The sequence below is a fragment of the Aeromonas sp. V90_14 genome, assembly GCF_029967615.1.
Classification (GTDB): Bacteria; Pseudomonadota; Gammaproteobacteria; order Enterobacterales; family Aeromonadaceae; genus Aeromonas; species Aeromonas hydrophila.
On sequence record NZ_JASCAS010000003.1, the window covers coordinates 263908 to 280638 of the forward strand.

A 16731-nucleotide genomic window follows, 5' to 3' on the forward strand; every position below is an offset into this window, starting at 1 on the left:
CAAAGCGAGTATTTTACCGCCGCACAAATACAAACTGATAATCATTATCATTTTGAATCATATTTGAGGGTGTAACGTGGATACTCTTGTGATGGAAAATAGCGCGCCTGCCCAGGCTGCGTCTTCGCCCGAATTCTTGTTTACCTCGGGTCAGGGCACGCTCAGTGCCACTGACCTGGGCCAGCCTATCACCACCCCCGCCTGTGAATGGCCTTTGCTAGAACAACAGATTGCCGATGCGCTGGCAGCGGCCAGCGCCGCCGGCCAGGCCAACCCCCTGCTCATCGGTGCCTTCGCGTTCGACCCGACGGAAGCCTCCTGCCTCTATGTGCCCGGCCGCTATGAGCGGGGCGATCGCCCTGTCCCAGCGAAGCAGGTGCCGGCAACAGCGGTGATGGCAGAGCAGGCCGTCGAGGCCAACCGGGTCATCGCGGTGCAGAGCACCCCGCCGGCCAGCGAATTCCAGGCCTCGGTCAGTGCGGCGCTGGATGCGTTTGCACAAGGCCGGCTCGCCAAGGTGGTGTTGTCGCGCAAACTCACCCTTACCCTGCACCAGCCCGCCGACCCTAAGCAGGTGATGGCCCGTTTGATGGCCCAGAACCCCCATGCCTTCCACTTCTCCCTGCCGCTCGGCCACGGCCGCCGCCTGCTTGGCGCCAGCCCCGAGCTGCTGCTGCGGGTCAGCGGGGGAGAGGTGTTTACCCACCCGCTGGCGGGCTCCGCCAGACGGGCGAGCGAGCCGGCGCAAGATGAAATGGTAGCCCGGGATCTGCTGGCCTCTCGCAAGGACCAGCATGAGCACCGCCTGGTGATCGACGAGATCCGCAGGGTGCTGACCCCCCACTGCCGCGAGCTGGCGATCCCCGCTCACCCCTCGCTGATGAGCACGGATACCCTCTGGCATCTGGGCACCCCCATCGCCGGGCGGCTCAATGGCGGCGAGGCATCGGTATTGTCACTTGCCTGCCAGCTTCATCCCACCCCGGCCCTGTGCGGCTATCCCACCGATCTGGCGCGCCAGTTCATCCGCGAGCAGGAGCCCTTCCGGCGCGCCCTGTTCAGCGGCATCGTCGGCTGGTGCGACAGCCATGGCAACGGCGAGTGGGCCGTGGTGATCCGCTGCGGCGTGCTCGACGGCCATCAGGTTGAGCTGTTCGCCGGCGCTGGCATCGTCGCGGGCTCGGATCCCGCCATGGAGTGGGCCGAGACCGGCACCAAGCTGGGCACCATGCTCAAAGCCCTGGGCCTGGATTTGGAGGTAGCGCAATGACCCAGTCCAACCGCTTCCTGCCCTATACCCGCTGGCCTGATGCCTTGGCCCGGCAGTACCGCGCCAAGGGCTATTGGCGTGGCGAGCCCTTGACCGCCATGCTGGCGTGCCAGAGCGAACTGGCGCCGGATGCAGAGGCCATTCTCTGCGGCGAGCGCCGCTTCAGCTATCGCGAGCTGGACGCCGCCTCGAGCCGGCTGGCCGCGAATCTGGCCCGCCATGGCTTGGGGGTAGGGGATACCGCGCTGGTGCAGCTCCCCAACGTGGCCGAGTTCTATCTGGTGTTCTTTGCCTTGCTCAAGGCCGGCATCGCGCCGGTCAACGCGCTCTTTAGCCACAATCGGCTGGAGCTCCTCTCTTATGCCGAGCAGATCACACCGCGCCTCTTTATCGGCTCGCTGGCTCATCCGCTGTTTGCGAGCAAGGGGCGCGAGAGCGAGCTGCTGACAACCATAGGCGCCGAGCTGGTGCTGCTGGATGGTGACGCGGGGGAGCTGGGGTTGACCCGCTGGTTGACGAAGGGGGCTGAGGGTGAGCCGGTGAAATCTGGCCCGACTCCGGCGGACGAGGTGGCCTTCTTCCAGCTCTCCGGTGGCAGCACCGGCACCCCCAAGCTCATTCCCCGCACCCACGATGACTACCTGTACAGCGTGCGCCGCAGCAACGAAATTTGTGGCCTCGGTCCCCATACCCGCTATCTGTGCGCCCTGCCGGCGCCCCACAACTTCCCCCTGAGCTCCCCCGGGGCGCTCGGGGTATTCGAGGCGGGCGGCACCGTGGTGCTGGCACCCGATCCCAGCCCCATCAGCTGTTTCCCGCTGATAGCCCGCCACCGGGTCAATCTCACCTCGCTGGTGCCGCCGGCGGTCTCGCTCTGGCTGCAGGCTGCGGAAGCGGATCCCACTGCGCGCACTCAGCTCGAGAGCCTGGCATTGCTGCAAGTGGGTGGCGCCAAGCTGGGGGAGGCGGTGGCCAGCAAGATAGGGCCGCTGCTCGGCTGCCGGCTGCAGCAGGTGTTCGGCATGGCGGAGGGGCTGGTCAACTATACCCGGCTGGATGACCCCGACGAGAAGGTCATTCACACCCAGGGCCGCCCCATGAGCCCGGATGACGAGGTGCGCATCCTCGATGAGGCGGGCAACCCGGTTGCCCCCGGCGAGCCTGGCGCCCTGCACACCCGTGGCCCCTATACCTTCCGCGGTTACTACCAGAGCCCGGCCCACAACGCCCGGGTGTTTGATGCCGAGGGTTTCTACTGCTCCGGCGATCTGGTGGTACAGGATGCCGATGGTTACCTCACCGTGGTGGGGCGACAGAAGGATCAGATCAACCGGGGCGGCGAGAAGATCGCGGCGGAAGAGGTGGAAAACCAGCTGCTGCACCACCCGGCCATCACCCATGCGGCCCTGGTCTCCATGCCCGACAGCGCCATGGGGGAGAAGAGCTGCGCCTTTATCGTCACCACCGAGCCGGGGCTCAAGCCGCTGGCCTTGCGCAAGTTTCTGCGTGAGCGCGGGGTGGCGGACTTCAAGCTGCCCGACCGTTTCGAAACCCTGGACGCCCTGCCCATGACGGCGGTGGGCAAGATTGACAAGCAGGGACTGCGGGCGCGCATTGCGCACGCCATCGCCGCCAACCAGCCCCTGACAACAGCATAAAACTAAAAAGGAATCATGACGTTATGGCTATCCCAACCCTGAACAATTATGCCATGCCCAGCCAGTGGAAGGCCAACAAGGTCAACTGGTCTCTGGATCCCAAACGCGCCGCCCTGCTGATCCACGACATGCAGGAGTACTTCACCGCCTTCTATGGCGAAAACAGCCCGTTGATCGCGGCGCTGACCGAGCGCCTGGCCGCCGTGCGCAAGCAGTGCAAGGCCCTCGGCATCCCGGTCTTCTACACCGCCCAGCCCAAGGATCAATCCCCTGAAGATCGCGCCCTGCTCAACGACATGTGGGGTCCGGGGCTCAACAAGCGGCCCGAACAGCAGCAGGTGGTGGCCGCACTGCGCCCGGAGCGTGACGACACCGTGCTGGTCAAGTGGCGCTACAGCGCCTTCCAGCGCTCCGAGCTGGAGCAGATGCTCAAAGCGCTGGGGCGGGATCAGCTGATCATCGGCGGCATCTACGGCCATATCGGCTGCATGATGACCGCCTGCGACGCCTTCATGCGCGACATCCAGCCCTTCTTCCTGGCGGACGGGGTGGCGGACTTCTCCCTGGCCGATCACCAGATGGCGCTGGACTACGTGGCGACCCGCTGCGGCAAGGTGATCCGCTGCGAGGAGGTACTGGCGCTTGCGCCGGTTGCCGCTTCTGCCGTCCAGACCAATCCGTTGCTGACGTATGAGGGGCTCAAGGCGCGGCTGCTGAGTCACATCGACGAGGACGAAGATGAGTTTGACCCCGACGAGAACCTTATCGACTACGGTCTGGATTCGGTGCGGATCATGGCCCTGCTCACCGAGTGGCGCGCCGCCGGGGTGGAGCTCGGCTTCGTGGATCTCGCCAAGCTGCCGACCCTCAACGGCTGGTGGCGCCTCATCGAGGCCAAGCTGGCAGCCCAGGCGCTGGAGGTGGCCCCATGAACCGCTTCCCCTTGACCATTCCCCAGCAGGGGCTCTGGTCCGGACATCTGTTAAACGACGACAAGGCGATGTTCAACACCGCCGAGTGCATCGCCTTCGACGGCAAGGTCGAGGCGGCCGTGCTGGCCGCAGCCCTTGCCAAAGCGGTGGGGGAGTGCGAGGCACTCAAGGGCTACTTCGAAGACGATAAGGAGGCGGTCTGCTTCGTCTCGCATGAGCTGCCCCTGGCCTATGCAGAGGTCCCCCTCGAGCGCGATGACGAGACGCTGGCCCGCGCCTGGGCCTGGGCCGATCTGCGCCGCCCGTTCGAGCTGACCCAAGAGACTCCCTGCCGTTTCGCCTTGCTGCGCGGCCCCGGCCGCGATTATCTCTACAGCTGCGTGCACCACATCGCCCTCGACGGCTTTGGCACTACCTTGCTGTTCCAGCGCATCGCCGAGTTGTATGCAGAGGGGCTGGCCGGTGAGATGAACTCCCCATCCCCCTTCGGCTCGTTGGCGGAGGTGCTGGCCGAAGAGGCGAGCCGAGAGCAGAGCGGCAAGAACGCCGCCGCTCGCGCCTTCTGGCAGGAGCAGTTGAAGGAATGGCCCGAGGTGACATCCTTTGGCGAGACCCGCGCGCCCATCGCCGCCGAATTTATCCGTGAGAGCCGCCCGCTGCCGGCGGTGCTGTGGCAATCCCTGACCGGCTTTGCCGACGAGCACAAGCTGGGCTGGCCCGATCTGCTGCTGGCCGGCCTGTCTGCACAGCTGTCGCTGTCGAGCGGCCAGGATAAGACCCTGCTTGGCCTGATGATGATGAACCGCATCGGCTCGGCATCGTTGACTGTGCCCTGCATGCAGATGAACATCACCCCCCTTGCTCTGGAGCTCGAAGAGGGGCTGAGTCTGGCGGGAGCCGCCGGCGCCGTGGCCAAGGCCAAACGCGGGGTGCGCAAACACCAGCACTACCGCTACGAGCTGCTACGCCGCGACCTTGGCCTGGTGGGGGGCGACAAGCGCCTGTTCGGCCCGCTGGTCAACATCATGCCGTTCGATCACGCTCGCCGCTTCGGGCCACTATCTGCCCATATTCTCAACATCAGTGCCGGCCCGGTGGAGGATCTCACCATCGAGGTGCAGGTTGGCGTCGATGGCCAGCCCAGACTGGATCTGGACGCCAACCCCGGCTGCTATCAGCAGGCAGATCTGGCAGCCATCGCCGATACCCTGTTTACCCTGCTGGGCCGCTGGCTGGCCGAGCCCGCCCAGACGCTGGGGGCGCTCAAGGCCGACTGGCTGGCGGAGCAGCGGGCCAGCGCCCTGATCGCCGGCCCCACCCATGAAGTGATCAAGACGCGGCCGGTGCTGGAGGCGCTCTGCCACTTCGCCGCCCAGACCCCGGACAAGATCGCGCTGGAGCAGGGAGAGGCCCGCTTCAGTTATGAGGCGCTGCTGGCCCGTTCCGAACAGATGGCAGATGCCCTGCAGGCCGCAGGCGTCGCCCCCGGCGACAAGGTGGGGGTCATGCTGGCCCGCACCCCCCAGGCCATCTTCGCTCAGCTGGCGGTGCTGCTGGCCGGCGCCGTCTACGTGCCGCTCGATCCCGAGCAGCCGCTGGAGCGCCAGGGCCATATTCTGCGGCTGGGGGAGGTCAAGACCCTGATCACCCAGGCCGAGTACCGTCACAAGCTGGCCAGCCTGTTTGAGGGGAGTACCCTGCTGGCGGGAGATCTGGTGAGCGATAACCGCTTGAACCAGCCGGCCGCCGGCCGCGCCGTCGCCTACCTGATGTTCACCTCTGGCTCCACCGGTCTGCCCAAGGGAGTGGCGGTCAGCCACGGCGCGCTGGATCACTTCGCCGCCGCCGCCCGCGGCCGTTATCACCTGGATGAAGACGCGCGGATGTTGCAATTCGCCCCCTTCAACTTCGATGCCAGCATCGAGGAGGTGTTTGCCACCCTGAGCGCCGGCGCCACCCTGGTGCTGCGCACCGACGCCCTGCTGGAATCCATGTCCGCCTTTGCGGCCGGGGTGGAGCAGATGGGGATCACCCACCTCGACCTGCCCACTGCGTTCTGGAACGAGTGGGTGGTGGCGCTGACGGCGGGTCAGGCCCACATTCCTGCCAATCTGGCCACCGTCATCATCGGCGGCGAGGCAGTCTACCCCGAGCAGCTGGCCCAGTGGCAGCGCCAGGGGCGCTCCGATGTGCGCCTGTTCAACACCTACGGCCCCACCGAAACGACCGTGGTGGTGACCACTCAGGAGTTGCAGCAGGAAGACCCGAGCCAGGCCCAGTTGCCCATCGGCCTGCCGCTGCCCGGCATGCAGGCGCTCATTCTGGGGGCGGGGGAGCAACCCGCCAGCGAGGGGGAGCTGGTGCTGCTCGGCCCGCAGCTGGCCAACGGCTATGTGGGGGGCGTGCAAGGCAGCTTTGGCACCCTGCGGATCGGTGAGGAGGATGTGCCCGTCTATCGCACCGGCGATCGGGTGCGCCTGGTGGCCGGCCGGCTGGTCTACCTCGGTCGGCGCGACAACGAATTCAAGATAAGCGGCTATCGTATCCAGCCCGGTGAGGTGGAAGCCCAGCTGCTGGCCCTGCCGGGAGTGGATGAGGCGTGCGTGCAGGGAGTGAGCATCGGCAGCGTGCGCCGGCTGGTGGCCTTCGTGGCCGGGTCGGAGCGCGACAGCCGGGTCATCAAGGCGCAGCTGGCCAAGGTGCTGCCTGCCGCCATGATCCCCACCGACTATCGCCACTATGATCAGCTGCCCCGCACCGGCTCCAACAAGCTGGATCGCAAGGCCCTGCTGGCCGCCTACCAGGCGGGCGGCGAAGCCCTGACCCTGGGCAGCGAGACCGAGAACCGGGTCGGCACCATCTGGCAGCAGATCCTGGGGCTGGCCACCATGGCGCCCGCCGACAACTTCTTCGAGCTGGGGGGGCAGTCCCTGCAGACCATCCAGATCGTCAACCGGCTCGGTGCCGAGTTCGGGGTGCAGGTCAAGGTCTCCGACGTGTTTGATCACCCGCGCCTCGATGACTTCTGCCGTTTCCTCGACGGCCTGCTTTCCGAGGACGAAGAGAGCGTGGAGATGGTGTGGTGATGAGCAAGGAGCAACAAGCAATGGCCTTTGATTTTACTGGCAAGCGGGTCTGGGTGACCGGAGCCGGGCGCGGCATTGGCCGCGAGGTGGCAATGCAGTTCGTGGCGGCCGGCGCGGCCGTGGTGGGGCTGGATCTGGCGTTTCCCGAAGCCGACTACCCTTATGCCACCCGGCTGCTCGATATTGGCGACTCGAAGGCGGTCAACGCCTGCTGCGCAGCACTGCTGGCGGAAGGCGGGCTGGATGTGCTGGTGAACGGGGCCGGGGTGCTGCGCCTCGGCCCCACCGAAACCTTAAGCGATGACGACTGGCATGACTGCATGACGGTCAACGCCAGCGGCGTCTTCTATCTGCTGCGGGCCCTGGTGCCCCACTTCAAGGAGCAGCAGCGCGGCGCCATCGTTACCATCGGCTCCAACGCCGCCCATGTGCCGCGCATGCAGATGGCAGCCTATTGCGCCTCCAAGGCGGCGGTCACCAGCCTGACCCAGACGGTGGGGCTGGAGCTGGCCCCCTTCGGCGTGCGCGCCAACCTGGTGTCGCCGGGCTCGACGGATACCCCCATGCTGCGCGGCATGCTGCCAAGCGAAGAGGCCATGGCCCGCACCATTGCCGGGCTGCCGGAGCAGTTCAAGCTCGGCATTCCCCTGCGCAAGGTAGCCACCCCGGCGGAGATCGCCCATACCGTCCTCTTCCTGGCCTCGGATCTGGCCAGCCACATCACGCTGCAGGATCTGGTCGTCGACGGCGGCGCCACCCTGAGTGCCTGAGGCTTGAGAAACAGATGAACAATATGATTTTGCTGTTGAAACAGCTGGACGGTCAGAGCGTGAAGCTCGCCCTGAATGAGAAGGGGCAGGACGGTTTTTCTTCCTATCGCGCCACGCCGGCTGTCTGAGGTACAGATGAACAATATGATTTTGCTGTTGAAACAGCTGGAACGGCAGGGAGTCAAGCTGGCGCTGAACGACAAGGGCCAGCTTATCTCCCAGTCGAGCAAGGAGGCGGTGACGCCGGCCATCGGCGCCACCATCAAGGCCCACAAGGATGAGCTGGTGCGCTGCCTGGCGGCCCGTGCCGCCTTCGAGGCGCCCATCGTCGCCGAGGGCGCCCGGCAGGGCCCGCTCTCGTCGTCCCAGAGCGGGCTCTGGTTTATCGAGCAGTACGAGGAGGCCTCCCACCTCTACAACATGCCGGTCTATTTTCGCGTCAAGGGAGAGCTGGACACGGCAGCGCTGGAGTTTGCCTTCGACCACCTGTTTGCCCGCCACCCCAGCATGCGTACCCGCTTCATCAAGGACGAGGCGGGCAGGGGCGCGCAGGAGATCCTGCCACACACGCCCTTCACGTTGCAGATTGAGGACGTGAGCGCAGAGCCCGCTACCGAGCGCGAGGCCTATGTGGCCCGCCGGGTGCGGGAAGAGATCGGGCGCCCCTTCTCCCTGACCCTGGGGGATCTGAGCCGGGTGCACCTTATTCGGCTGGGCAGCCGCGAGCACGTGCTGCTGATCACCCAGCACCACATCATCTCCGACGGCTGGTCGGTCAAGAACATGTTTGCGGATCTCAAGCGCGCCTTTCTTGCCCATCAGAACCGCGAGCCCCTGCAGGTGAGCGAGCTGCCGCTCACCTACATCGACTATGCCCGCTGGTTCAACTCACCGCGTTTTCTCGATTATCACGCCGAGTTCAAACCGTTCTGGGTCGATCGGCTCGGTGGCAGCCCCGAGGTGCACGGTCTGCCGCTCGACAAGCCGCGCCCGGCCCATCAGGACAGCGGCGGCGAGCTGGTCTTCTCCACCATCGACAACAATCTGTGGGAGAGTTTCAAGCGCCTCTGCCAGCGCCACAGCACCTCCAACTTCATCGGTCTGCACGCCCTGTTTGCCCTGCTGATGGTGCGCCAGAGCGGCGAGAAGGAGGTGGTGATCGGCACCCCGCTCGCCTATCGCGAGCGCCATGAAATCGAGTCGCTGGTGGGCTTTTTCGTCAATACGCTGGTGCTGCGCACTCAACTCAGCGGCAAGCCCAGCTTTGTCGACTATCTGCAACAGTGCCGGGAGGAGGATCTGGCGGCCTTCGATCACCAGCTCTACCGTTTCGAGGCGCTGGCCGAGGCCATCGGCGCCGATCGCACCACCGCCATCAACCCCATCTTCCAGATCATGCTGGTCTATCAGGCCAAGGTGGACTTCAACGATCTCATCCCCGGTTGCCATCTGGTGGAGGAGACCTCGCCTGTGCTGCCGGCCAAGACCGACATCTCGGTCAAGGTGACCGAACTGATGGACTCCGTCAGGGTGGACTGGCTGTTTGCCACCGCCCTGTTCGAGCGAGAGACCATCCAGGCTTTTGCCGATCGCCTGCTGCACCTGATGCGCGCCGTGGTGGCGGCCCCCGAGACCGACATCTGGCAACTGCCGCTGGAGGCGGGCACCGACCAGGCAGCGCTGGCCGCGCAGCTTGCCGACTTGCCGCCGGACTACCCGAGCCGCGACACCCTGCTCTGTCATATCGAGCGGCGCGCTGGGCAGTGCCAGGACGCGCTGGCGGTGAGCGACGGCGCGCAAGCGTTGACCTATGGCGAGCTGGAGGTGCGTGCCAACCGGCTGGCCCACTGGCTGCAGGCTCAGGGGGTCACCCCGGGCGCCGCCATCGGCATCCAGGCCAGACGGGATGTCGCCTTCGTCATCGCCCTGCTCGCCTGCTGGAAGGCGGGGGCGGCCTATGTGCCGCTCGACCCTGCCTATCCTGCCGAGCGGCTGGCCCATATCCTCACCGACGCTGGCATCAGCCTGGTGCTGGGTGGCGTGCCGGACCCGCGGCTTGGCGAGGCGCTGGCGGGCACGACTGCCGAATATCACGATCTGCACCAGCTGGCGCTGGACAAGATGCCAACCAGCACGCCCGCACTGCCTCGGGACGCCGCCATGCTGGCCCAGATCATCTACACCTCCGGCAGCACCGGCCTGCCCAAGGGGGTCATGGTGGAGCAGGGCAGCCTGGTCAACCTGATGGCGGATCACGGCGAGCGCATCGCCCTTGATCAGGATGGCGCCATGTTCAACTGCATGTCCCTCTCGTTTGATGCGGGCAACATGACCAGCTTGCTGCCCCTGTACTGCGGCGCGGCCCTGCACTTCGGCGAGCCGGGCGAGGGAGTGATCGGTGCCGCGATCGCTTGCGGCGCCAGCCATATGATCCTGCCCACGGCGCTCTTGGCGAATCTATTGCCAGCGGCGGATCTCGGCTCCCTCAAGGCCATCGGCTTTGGCGGTGAGGCGTGCCCGAGCAGCCTGGTGGAGCGCTGGGGGGAGCGGGTGGCACTGTTCAACATGTACGGCCCGACCGAGTGCACCGTCACTGCGCTCTGCGCGCGGCTCACCCCGGGGGTGCCCATCACCATAGGTCGACCGGTCAACAACCTGAAGGCACTGATCCTGGACGAGGCGGGCAACCTCTGCCCGGTGGGGGTGCCCGGCGAGCTCTGCCTGGCGGGGCTGGGGCTGGCCCGCGGCTACCTTAATCTGCCGGAGCGCACCCAGGAGGCCTTTATCGAGCTGGCGCTGGCGGAACGTACCCATCGCCTCTATCGCACCGGCGATCGGGCCCTGCTGCGTCGCGACGGCAACATCCAGTATCTGGGCCGGATAGACGAGCAGATCAAGCTGCGTGGCTATCGCATCGAGCCGGGTGAGATAGAGACCCGGCTCGCCGAATTGTGCCCGGCCATTCGTCAGATCAAGGTGGTGGTGCAGGAGGGGCGCCTGCTGGCGTATGCCTGTCTGCAGGCCGGGGCAAGGGAGCCCGACGGCGACGCCCTGCTGCAGCGAGCCGGCGAGTGCCTGCCCGAATACATGGTGCCGGCGCGCCTCTGCTGGCTGCCCGAGATGCCGCTCACCCCCAACGGCAAGCTGGACTTGCGCCGCCTGCCCGCCATCGTCTGGCAGCAGAGCAAGGGCGAGCCGCAAAACGAACTGGAGCAGACCGTGCTTGCCATCTGGCAAGGGGTGCTCAAGCAACCGCTCGGGGTAGAGGATGACTTCTTCCGCTTAGGGGGTGACTCCATCCTCAGCATCCAGCTCACCACCCGGCTGCGGGATGCGGGACTGCACTGCAGCGTGAAGGACGTGTTCGAAGCCAAGACGGTGCGCCGCCTCTGCCGCCAGCTCGGCCAGCAGCAGGCGGTCAGCCACAGAAGCGAGCAGGGCAGCCTGACCGGCGAGTTCCCGATCCACCCCATTCAGCACTGGTTCTTCGAGCAGGGCTTTGCCAAGTCTGGTCACTGGAACCAGGGGGTGATCCTGCGCCTGCCGGCCGGGGTGGACGATGAGGCCCTGCGCGGCTGGCTGAATGCGTTGCGCCAGCACCACGATGCCCTGCGCCTGGCGGTGACCCCGACCGGCCAGCGCTACCTGGCCGAACTGCCATTGCCGCCGCTGCCGACCCTGGATGCTGGCAGCCTCGATGAGGCCGAACTGCAGGCCCGCCTGACCGAGCTGCAGGGAGATTTCGACCCTGCCAGCGGTCACACCCTGGCCTGGGCCCGCCTGCGCAATCTCTCCCTCGAGGGGGAGTGCGAGGGCGAGACGGTGGAGGGGCTCTTCCTCGCCTTCCATCACCTGGTCATCGATGCGGTCTCCTGGCGCATTCTGGCCGAAGATCTGGCTCGAGTGAGCAGGGGCGAGCCGCTGCCCGCCAAGGGCAGCAGCTATCGCCAGTGGGGCGAGGGGCTCGCGGCCTACGCCAAACGGGAAGAGGATCAGCTTGGCTTCTGGCTGGCTCAGGGGGAGGGCAGCCAGGGTCACCTGCTGGAAGCCGCCCGCGCCGCCGATGGCCGCGCCGCCGCCAGCCTGCTGCAACTGAGTCAGGAGACCACGGCCCGTCTCATCGACTCCGCCAACCAGGCCTACTTCACCCGGGTGCCCGACCTGCTGCTGGCGGCACTGACCCGTACCCTGAGCGAGCAGGGTTACGGCAGCCGTCACTGCGTGATGCTGGAAGGACACGGCCGCGAGGCCATCGATGCTGAACTGGACGTGAGCCGTACCCTGGGCTGGTTCACCAGCACCTACCCGCTGGCGCTGGCGGATGCCAAGGAGTGGGATGCGCTGGTGTGCGCCACCAAGGAGCAGCTGCGCGCCGTACCGGACAAGGGGGTGGGCTTCAACGCCTTGCGGCTGCACCACCCACGTGGCTGGGCACTGCCCGAAACCCTGGTGGTCTTCAATTACCTGGGGGTCAGCCATCAGGGCGTTGCAAGCCAAGCCTGGCAGCCCCTGCCGCTGGCACCGGGGGCACCCACGTCCCCTGACAACCTGCCGCGCGAGCTGGTCAGCCTGCACGGGGGGATCTACGACGGTCGCCTCACCCTGCGCCAGGTGGGCGCCCTCAACCAGCAGGCGAGCGACGCCCTGATGGCGCGGCTGGCGGACAACCTGACGGCGCTGGTGGAGCACTGCTGCAACCTGAAGGCTCCGCGTCATACCCCGAGCGACTTCCCGGGGCTTGGCCTCTCGCAAGCCGCGCTCGATCGGGTGCTGAGCGGACGCGAGGTGGAGACCCTGCTGCCCATGACCTCGCTTCAGCAGAGCATGTTCCATCACAGGGCGTTGCTGCCCCGGGATCACGCCTATCACCTGCAGACCGAGATCGCCTATCACCAGCCGCTGGACGTGGCGGTCTACCGTCAGGCCTGGCAGGGGCAGATCGCCCGCTGGCCGGCCCTTCGCAGCGAACTGGTGCTGGCGGACGGGGTGGCACTGCAGCGCATCCTCAAGCATGCCGAGTTGCCATTCCACTATGAGGACTTGTCCGAGGTGGGAAATGCAGAGGCACGGGTCCAGGCCTATCGCGAGCAGGATCTGGCCCGTCCGATCCCGCTGGAGCAGGCGCCCCTGCTGCGCCTTGCCTGTTTCAAATTGGCCCCCGATCACCACAAGGTGATCTTCAGCGCCCATCACGGCGTGCTGGATGGCTGGAGCGGCCCCGTGTTGCTGGGTTCCTTGCATCGCGGCTATCAGGCGCTGATGAACGGCCTGTTGCCGCAGGGCGAGCCGGATACCGCCTGGTTCGAATTTGGCCGCCATATCGCCAGCCAAACCCGCAGCGCCGAGGCCTACTGGCAGGGGCGTGGCGAGCTCTTGGCAACGCCTAACGATCTCGCCTGCCTGTTCGGGGTGACGCTGGACGCTGGCTCAAGCGGGCGCCATACCCAGCAGCGACCGGCGGTGTGCGCCACGTCGTTGCCGGCCGAGGTGGCGACCTTGCTCGCCCACCGTGCCCGCGACCTAGGCGTGACCGCGGGCCTGTTGGCCCAATATGCCTGGCACCGTCTGCTGGCACGCCGCTCTGGCGATGCCGTCACCCTGGTGGGCAATGTGACCCCGGGCCGGGACTATCCCATCGAGGGGATCACCGCGAGCGTCGGGCTCTACATCAACAGCCTGCCGTTGGCGCTTGAGTGGCGCACCGAGCTGAGCCTGGCCGAGCATATCGCTCGGTTGCAGGCCGACCTGATGGCGCTCAACGAGCACGGCACCCAGTCGCTGACGGCGCTGACCAAAGGCCGGGCGCGTCTGTTCCAGAGCCTGTTCGTGTTCGAGAACTACCCCATGCCGGCGGCCCCTGCCGCCCCCGAACCTCACCAGCTGGTGCCGCGCTTTGGCACCGTGGTGGAGAAGGTGGAGCTGCCGCTCTCCTTGGTGGTCAGCAGCCGGGGCGAGACGCTCCAGCTGCGGCTCGAATTCGACGGCGAGCAGATCCCCGAGGCCCAGGCCGAGGCGGTGCTGGCTGCCTGGCTGGCCGAGCTCGACTGGCTGGCACAGGCGGATCTGAGCCAGCCGGCCAGAGTGGCGGCGGCACAGCCCCCGGTGATGCCACAGGTGGCCTCCACCAGGGCTGAGCCCGGCCTGGCTCAGCCGCCGGCCGAGGCCCTTGTGCTGGTGGCCCTGTGGGAGCGCCAGTGCGGCGTACCCGGCATCTGGCAGCAGACCCTGTGTGAACTCGGGGTGGATTCGGTGCAGCAGCTCGCCCTGCTGGCGGCCCTCAACGAGGCGTTTGGCCAGGATCGGGCGCCGCTCACCCTGCAGACCCTCAAGGCCCATCCATCCCCCAGCCGGCTCTATCGACACTGGCTGGTGCGCCAAACGGAGGCCGCGCTATGACGGTGACCATCAAGCATAAGGCCCCGGCCGTGTCCCCCCTGAGAGGCGCCTCCAAGGGGGCGGCCAACCTGGGCGCGCGGCTGGCGGCCTGTCTGGCCGCCACCCCGCTGGCCCCCGCCATCCGTATGGGCGGGGAGGGCCTCAGTGAGGGCGGATCAGATGAGCAGTGGCTTAGCTACGGCGCGCTCAACGATCGGGTGGCCCAGATTGCCGCCCGCCTGCAGGGGCTGGCGGTGGGGGAGCGGGTCGGCCTCTATCTCTCCCGCAGCCCTGATCTGGTGGCCAGCCTGCTGGCCTGCCTGCGGCTCGGCCTCACCTTCGTGCCCCTTGAGCCGGACTTTCCGGTGGAGCGGCTGCAGGGGATCGCCCGTCAGGCGCGCCTGTCGGCGGTGATCTGCGATGGCGACAGGCCGGCTCCCGCCTTCGGCTGTCCGCTGCGCACCCTCGACGGGCCGGCAGCAGGGTCCGTCTCCTGGCCCCAGGTGGATGACGCCCTGGCCGCCTACATGATGTTCACCTCGGGTTCCACCGGCGAGCCCAAGGGGGTGGTCATCAGCCGGCGGGCCCTGCTCTGCTTCCTCGACGGGATCCGCGAGCGGCTCGGGCTCTCACCGAGCTGCCACTGGCTCTTCATCACCACCCCGGCCTTCGACATCTCCCTGCTGGAGATGCTGGGGCCGCTCTGGGGTGGTGGCCAGCTGACGGTGGCTGGCGGCGAGTACAACAAGGATCCGCTGGGGATGCTGACGCTGCTCGAGGCTGACCCCTCCATCAACTGGCTGCAGGCCACCCCGGCCTGCTGGCGCATGCTGCTCAAGGCGGGCTGGCAGGGGCGCAATACCCTCACCGCCCTGTGCGGTGGCGAGGCGCTGGACCCAGGTCTGGCCGAGCAGCTCTGTGCCCGCACCCGGCGGCTGTGGAACTGCTACGGGCCGACCGAGGCCACAGTCTGGTCGCTGGTGAGCGAGGTGCGCTGGCCACCGACTGATGGCCAGATCACCATCAGCCACAGCCTGCCCGGCTATCGGCACTGGGTGCTGGACGAGGCGGGGCAGCCGGTGGCAGAGGGGGAGTGCGGCGAGCTTTGCATCGAGAGCCCGGCCCTGTGCGAGGGGTACTGGCGCAAGCCGGCCTTGACCAGCGCCGCCTTCCTGCGCCTTGCCACCCATCGCCTCTATCGCACCGGCGATCGGGTGCGACGACTGGGGGCGGACCGCTTCCTCTATCTGGGACGGCGCGACGATCAGGTCAAGCTGCGCGGTTTTCGCATCGAGCTCGGCGAGGTGGAGGCGGGACTGCGCCGCCAGGCCGGGGTGCAGGAGGTGGCGGTGCGTCTGGTGGGCGAGGGGGACGAGGCCATGCTGGTGGGCTACGTGGAGGCGAAAAGCGGGGTGACCCTCAATCGCCTCGCCCTGCGCAAGGGGCTGCAGGCGACGTTGCCGCACTACATGGTGCCAGCGCGGCTCATCCTGCTGGATGCCCTGCCCAAGACCGGCAGCGGCAAACTGGATAGGAAGGCGCTGCCCTTGCCGGAATAAGTTGGACGTCAAAAGCCATGGATAAAAAAGAAGCCCGCAAATGCGGGCTTCTTTGTGGGCGCTGATCACGAGAGCTTATTGGGTGATGGGGGCTGCATCGGGTTTGGCCAGCAGCTGCTCGACGTCGTCGATCACCTTGAGGGCCGCCTGGGGGCCGCCGGTGGAGGTCCACAGGGATCCGTCCACGGCGCCGAAGCGCTTGCTCTTGATGGCGCCGAGCTGCTGGAAGGCCGGGGTCTGCTCGGCCTGCTTCATGGCATCCACCGCATCGCCGCTGGCGCTGAGGGTGCCGATCACCAGCCAGTCGCCGTCCAGCAGGTTGAGGGATTCGAGGCTCAGGGCCGGGGAGTGGGGGGTCTTGTCACCGATCTGGTGGGTCGGCCGGGTCAGCCCCATCTCTTCCACCACGCTGCTGGCGAAGGTGCCGCTGTGCATGTAGCTCGGGCCCTTGGGGTTCCAGCGCACTATGCTCAGGCGCTCGCCCTGATGCTTGGCAAGCTTGCTGCGGGCTTGCTGCAGACGGGCGTCATACTGGGCGAGGAAGGTCTTGGCTTCGGCGTCCCGGTTCAGCACGTGGGCGCTGCGATTGAAGATCTCCTTCCAGGAGTCACCCCAGTTGCCGGTGACGACGGTGGGGGCGATCTCCTTGAGCAGGGCCAGCAGCTCGGGCTTGGTCTGACCGGTGAGGATGAGATCCGGTTCCAGATCGATCAGCTTCTCCAGGTTGGGGTTGTCCAGATCGCCGACCACGGCGATCTCCTTGCCCGCCTGTTGCAGCAGGTAGCGGGGCAGGGTGGACTGGCCGCGGCCATTGACGGTGCCGACCGGTTGCAGCCCCAGGGTCAGGGCGCTGTCCAGATCGATTTCGCTCAGTACCACCACCCGCTTGGGCTGGGCCGGTACGACCTGGGTCTTGCCGTCGGCATCGGTCACCTGACGGGTCTCGCTGCCGGCCTGTGCCTGGAAGCCGACCAGGCTGGCCAGCATCAGCACGGCAGCCAGGGGAGAGGAGATCTTCATCGTTACATCCTTCTTGGTGAAATCAGTGGAACACTGGGTCCCAAACGGGCGAACTCATGCT

The 16731-nt window shown here is 66.8% G+C and carries 8 protein-coding genes; 7 read left to right on the forward strand and 1 reads right to left on the reverse strand.

The genetic code is table 11. The features are described from left to right. The first annotated feature begins 76 nt into the window (after positions 1–76). The 7 genes from amoC to amoH all read left to right on the forward strand — a co-directional run bounded on the left by amoC (position 77) and on the right by amoH (position 15650). Positions 77–1270: an amonabactin biosynthesis isochorismate synthase AmoC gene (gene amoC / locus QLG02_RS04795; protein ID WP_282464643.1), complete on the forward strand. Its 1194-nt coding sequence runs from the start codon at positions 77–79 to the stop codon at positions 1268–1270. Further along, positions 1267–2928: an amonabactin biosynthesis (2,3-dihydroxybenzoyl)adenylate synthase AmoE gene (gene amoE / locus QLG02_RS04800; RefSeq protein ID WP_282464644.1), complete on the forward strand. Its 1662-nt coding sequence runs from the start codon at positions 1267–1269 to the stop codon at positions 2926–2928. Before amoC ends, amoE begins: the two co-directional genes overlap by 4 nt. A gap of 23 nt (positions 2929–2951) precedes the next feature. Next, positions 2952–3860, forward strand: coding sequence for an amonabactin biosynthesis bifunctional protein AmoB (gene amoB, locus QLG02_RS04805; protein WP_282464645.1), 909 nt, complete (start codon positions 2952–2954; stop codon positions 3858–3860). Further along, a complete protein-coding gene (gene amoF / locus QLG02_RS04810) occupies positions 3857–6946 on the forward strand; it encodes an amonabactin biosynthesis non-ribosomal peptide synthetase AmoF (RefSeq protein ID WP_282464646.1) in 3090 nt (1029 codons plus the stop codon). Before amoB ends, amoF begins: the two co-directional genes overlap by 4 nt. Positions 6947–6966: 20 nt before the next feature. After that, positions 6967–7716, forward strand: coding sequence for an amonabactin biosynthesis protein AmoA (gene amoA / locus QLG02_RS04815; protein WP_282464647.1), 750 nt, complete (start codon positions 6967–6969; stop codon positions 7714–7716). Between the two features lie 135 nt (positions 7717–7851). After that, complete coding sequence (amoG, locus tag QLG02_RS04820; protein WP_282464648.1) at positions 7852–14112, forward strand: amonabactin biosynthesis non-ribosomal peptide synthetase AmoG; 6261 nt, start codon at positions 7852–7854, stop codon at positions 14110–14112. After that, positions 14109–15650, forward strand: a complete 1542-nt coding sequence (gene amoH / locus QLG02_RS04825; RefSeq protein WP_282464649.1) for an amonabactin biosynthesis glycine adenylation protein AmoH — start codon at positions 14109–14111, stop codon at positions 15648–15650. Before amoG ends, amoH begins: the two co-directional genes overlap by 4 nt. Before the next feature lie 75 nt (positions 15651–15725). On the opposite strand, the gene QLG02_RS04830 is transcribed toward amoH, so the two are convergent. Next, entirely contained in the window at positions 15726–16670 is a 945-nt protein-coding gene (locus tag QLG02_RS04830) for an amonabactin ABC transporter substrate-binding protein (RefSeq protein ID WP_017786862.1), read from the reverse strand. Positions 16671–16731 lie beyond the last annotated feature (61 nt).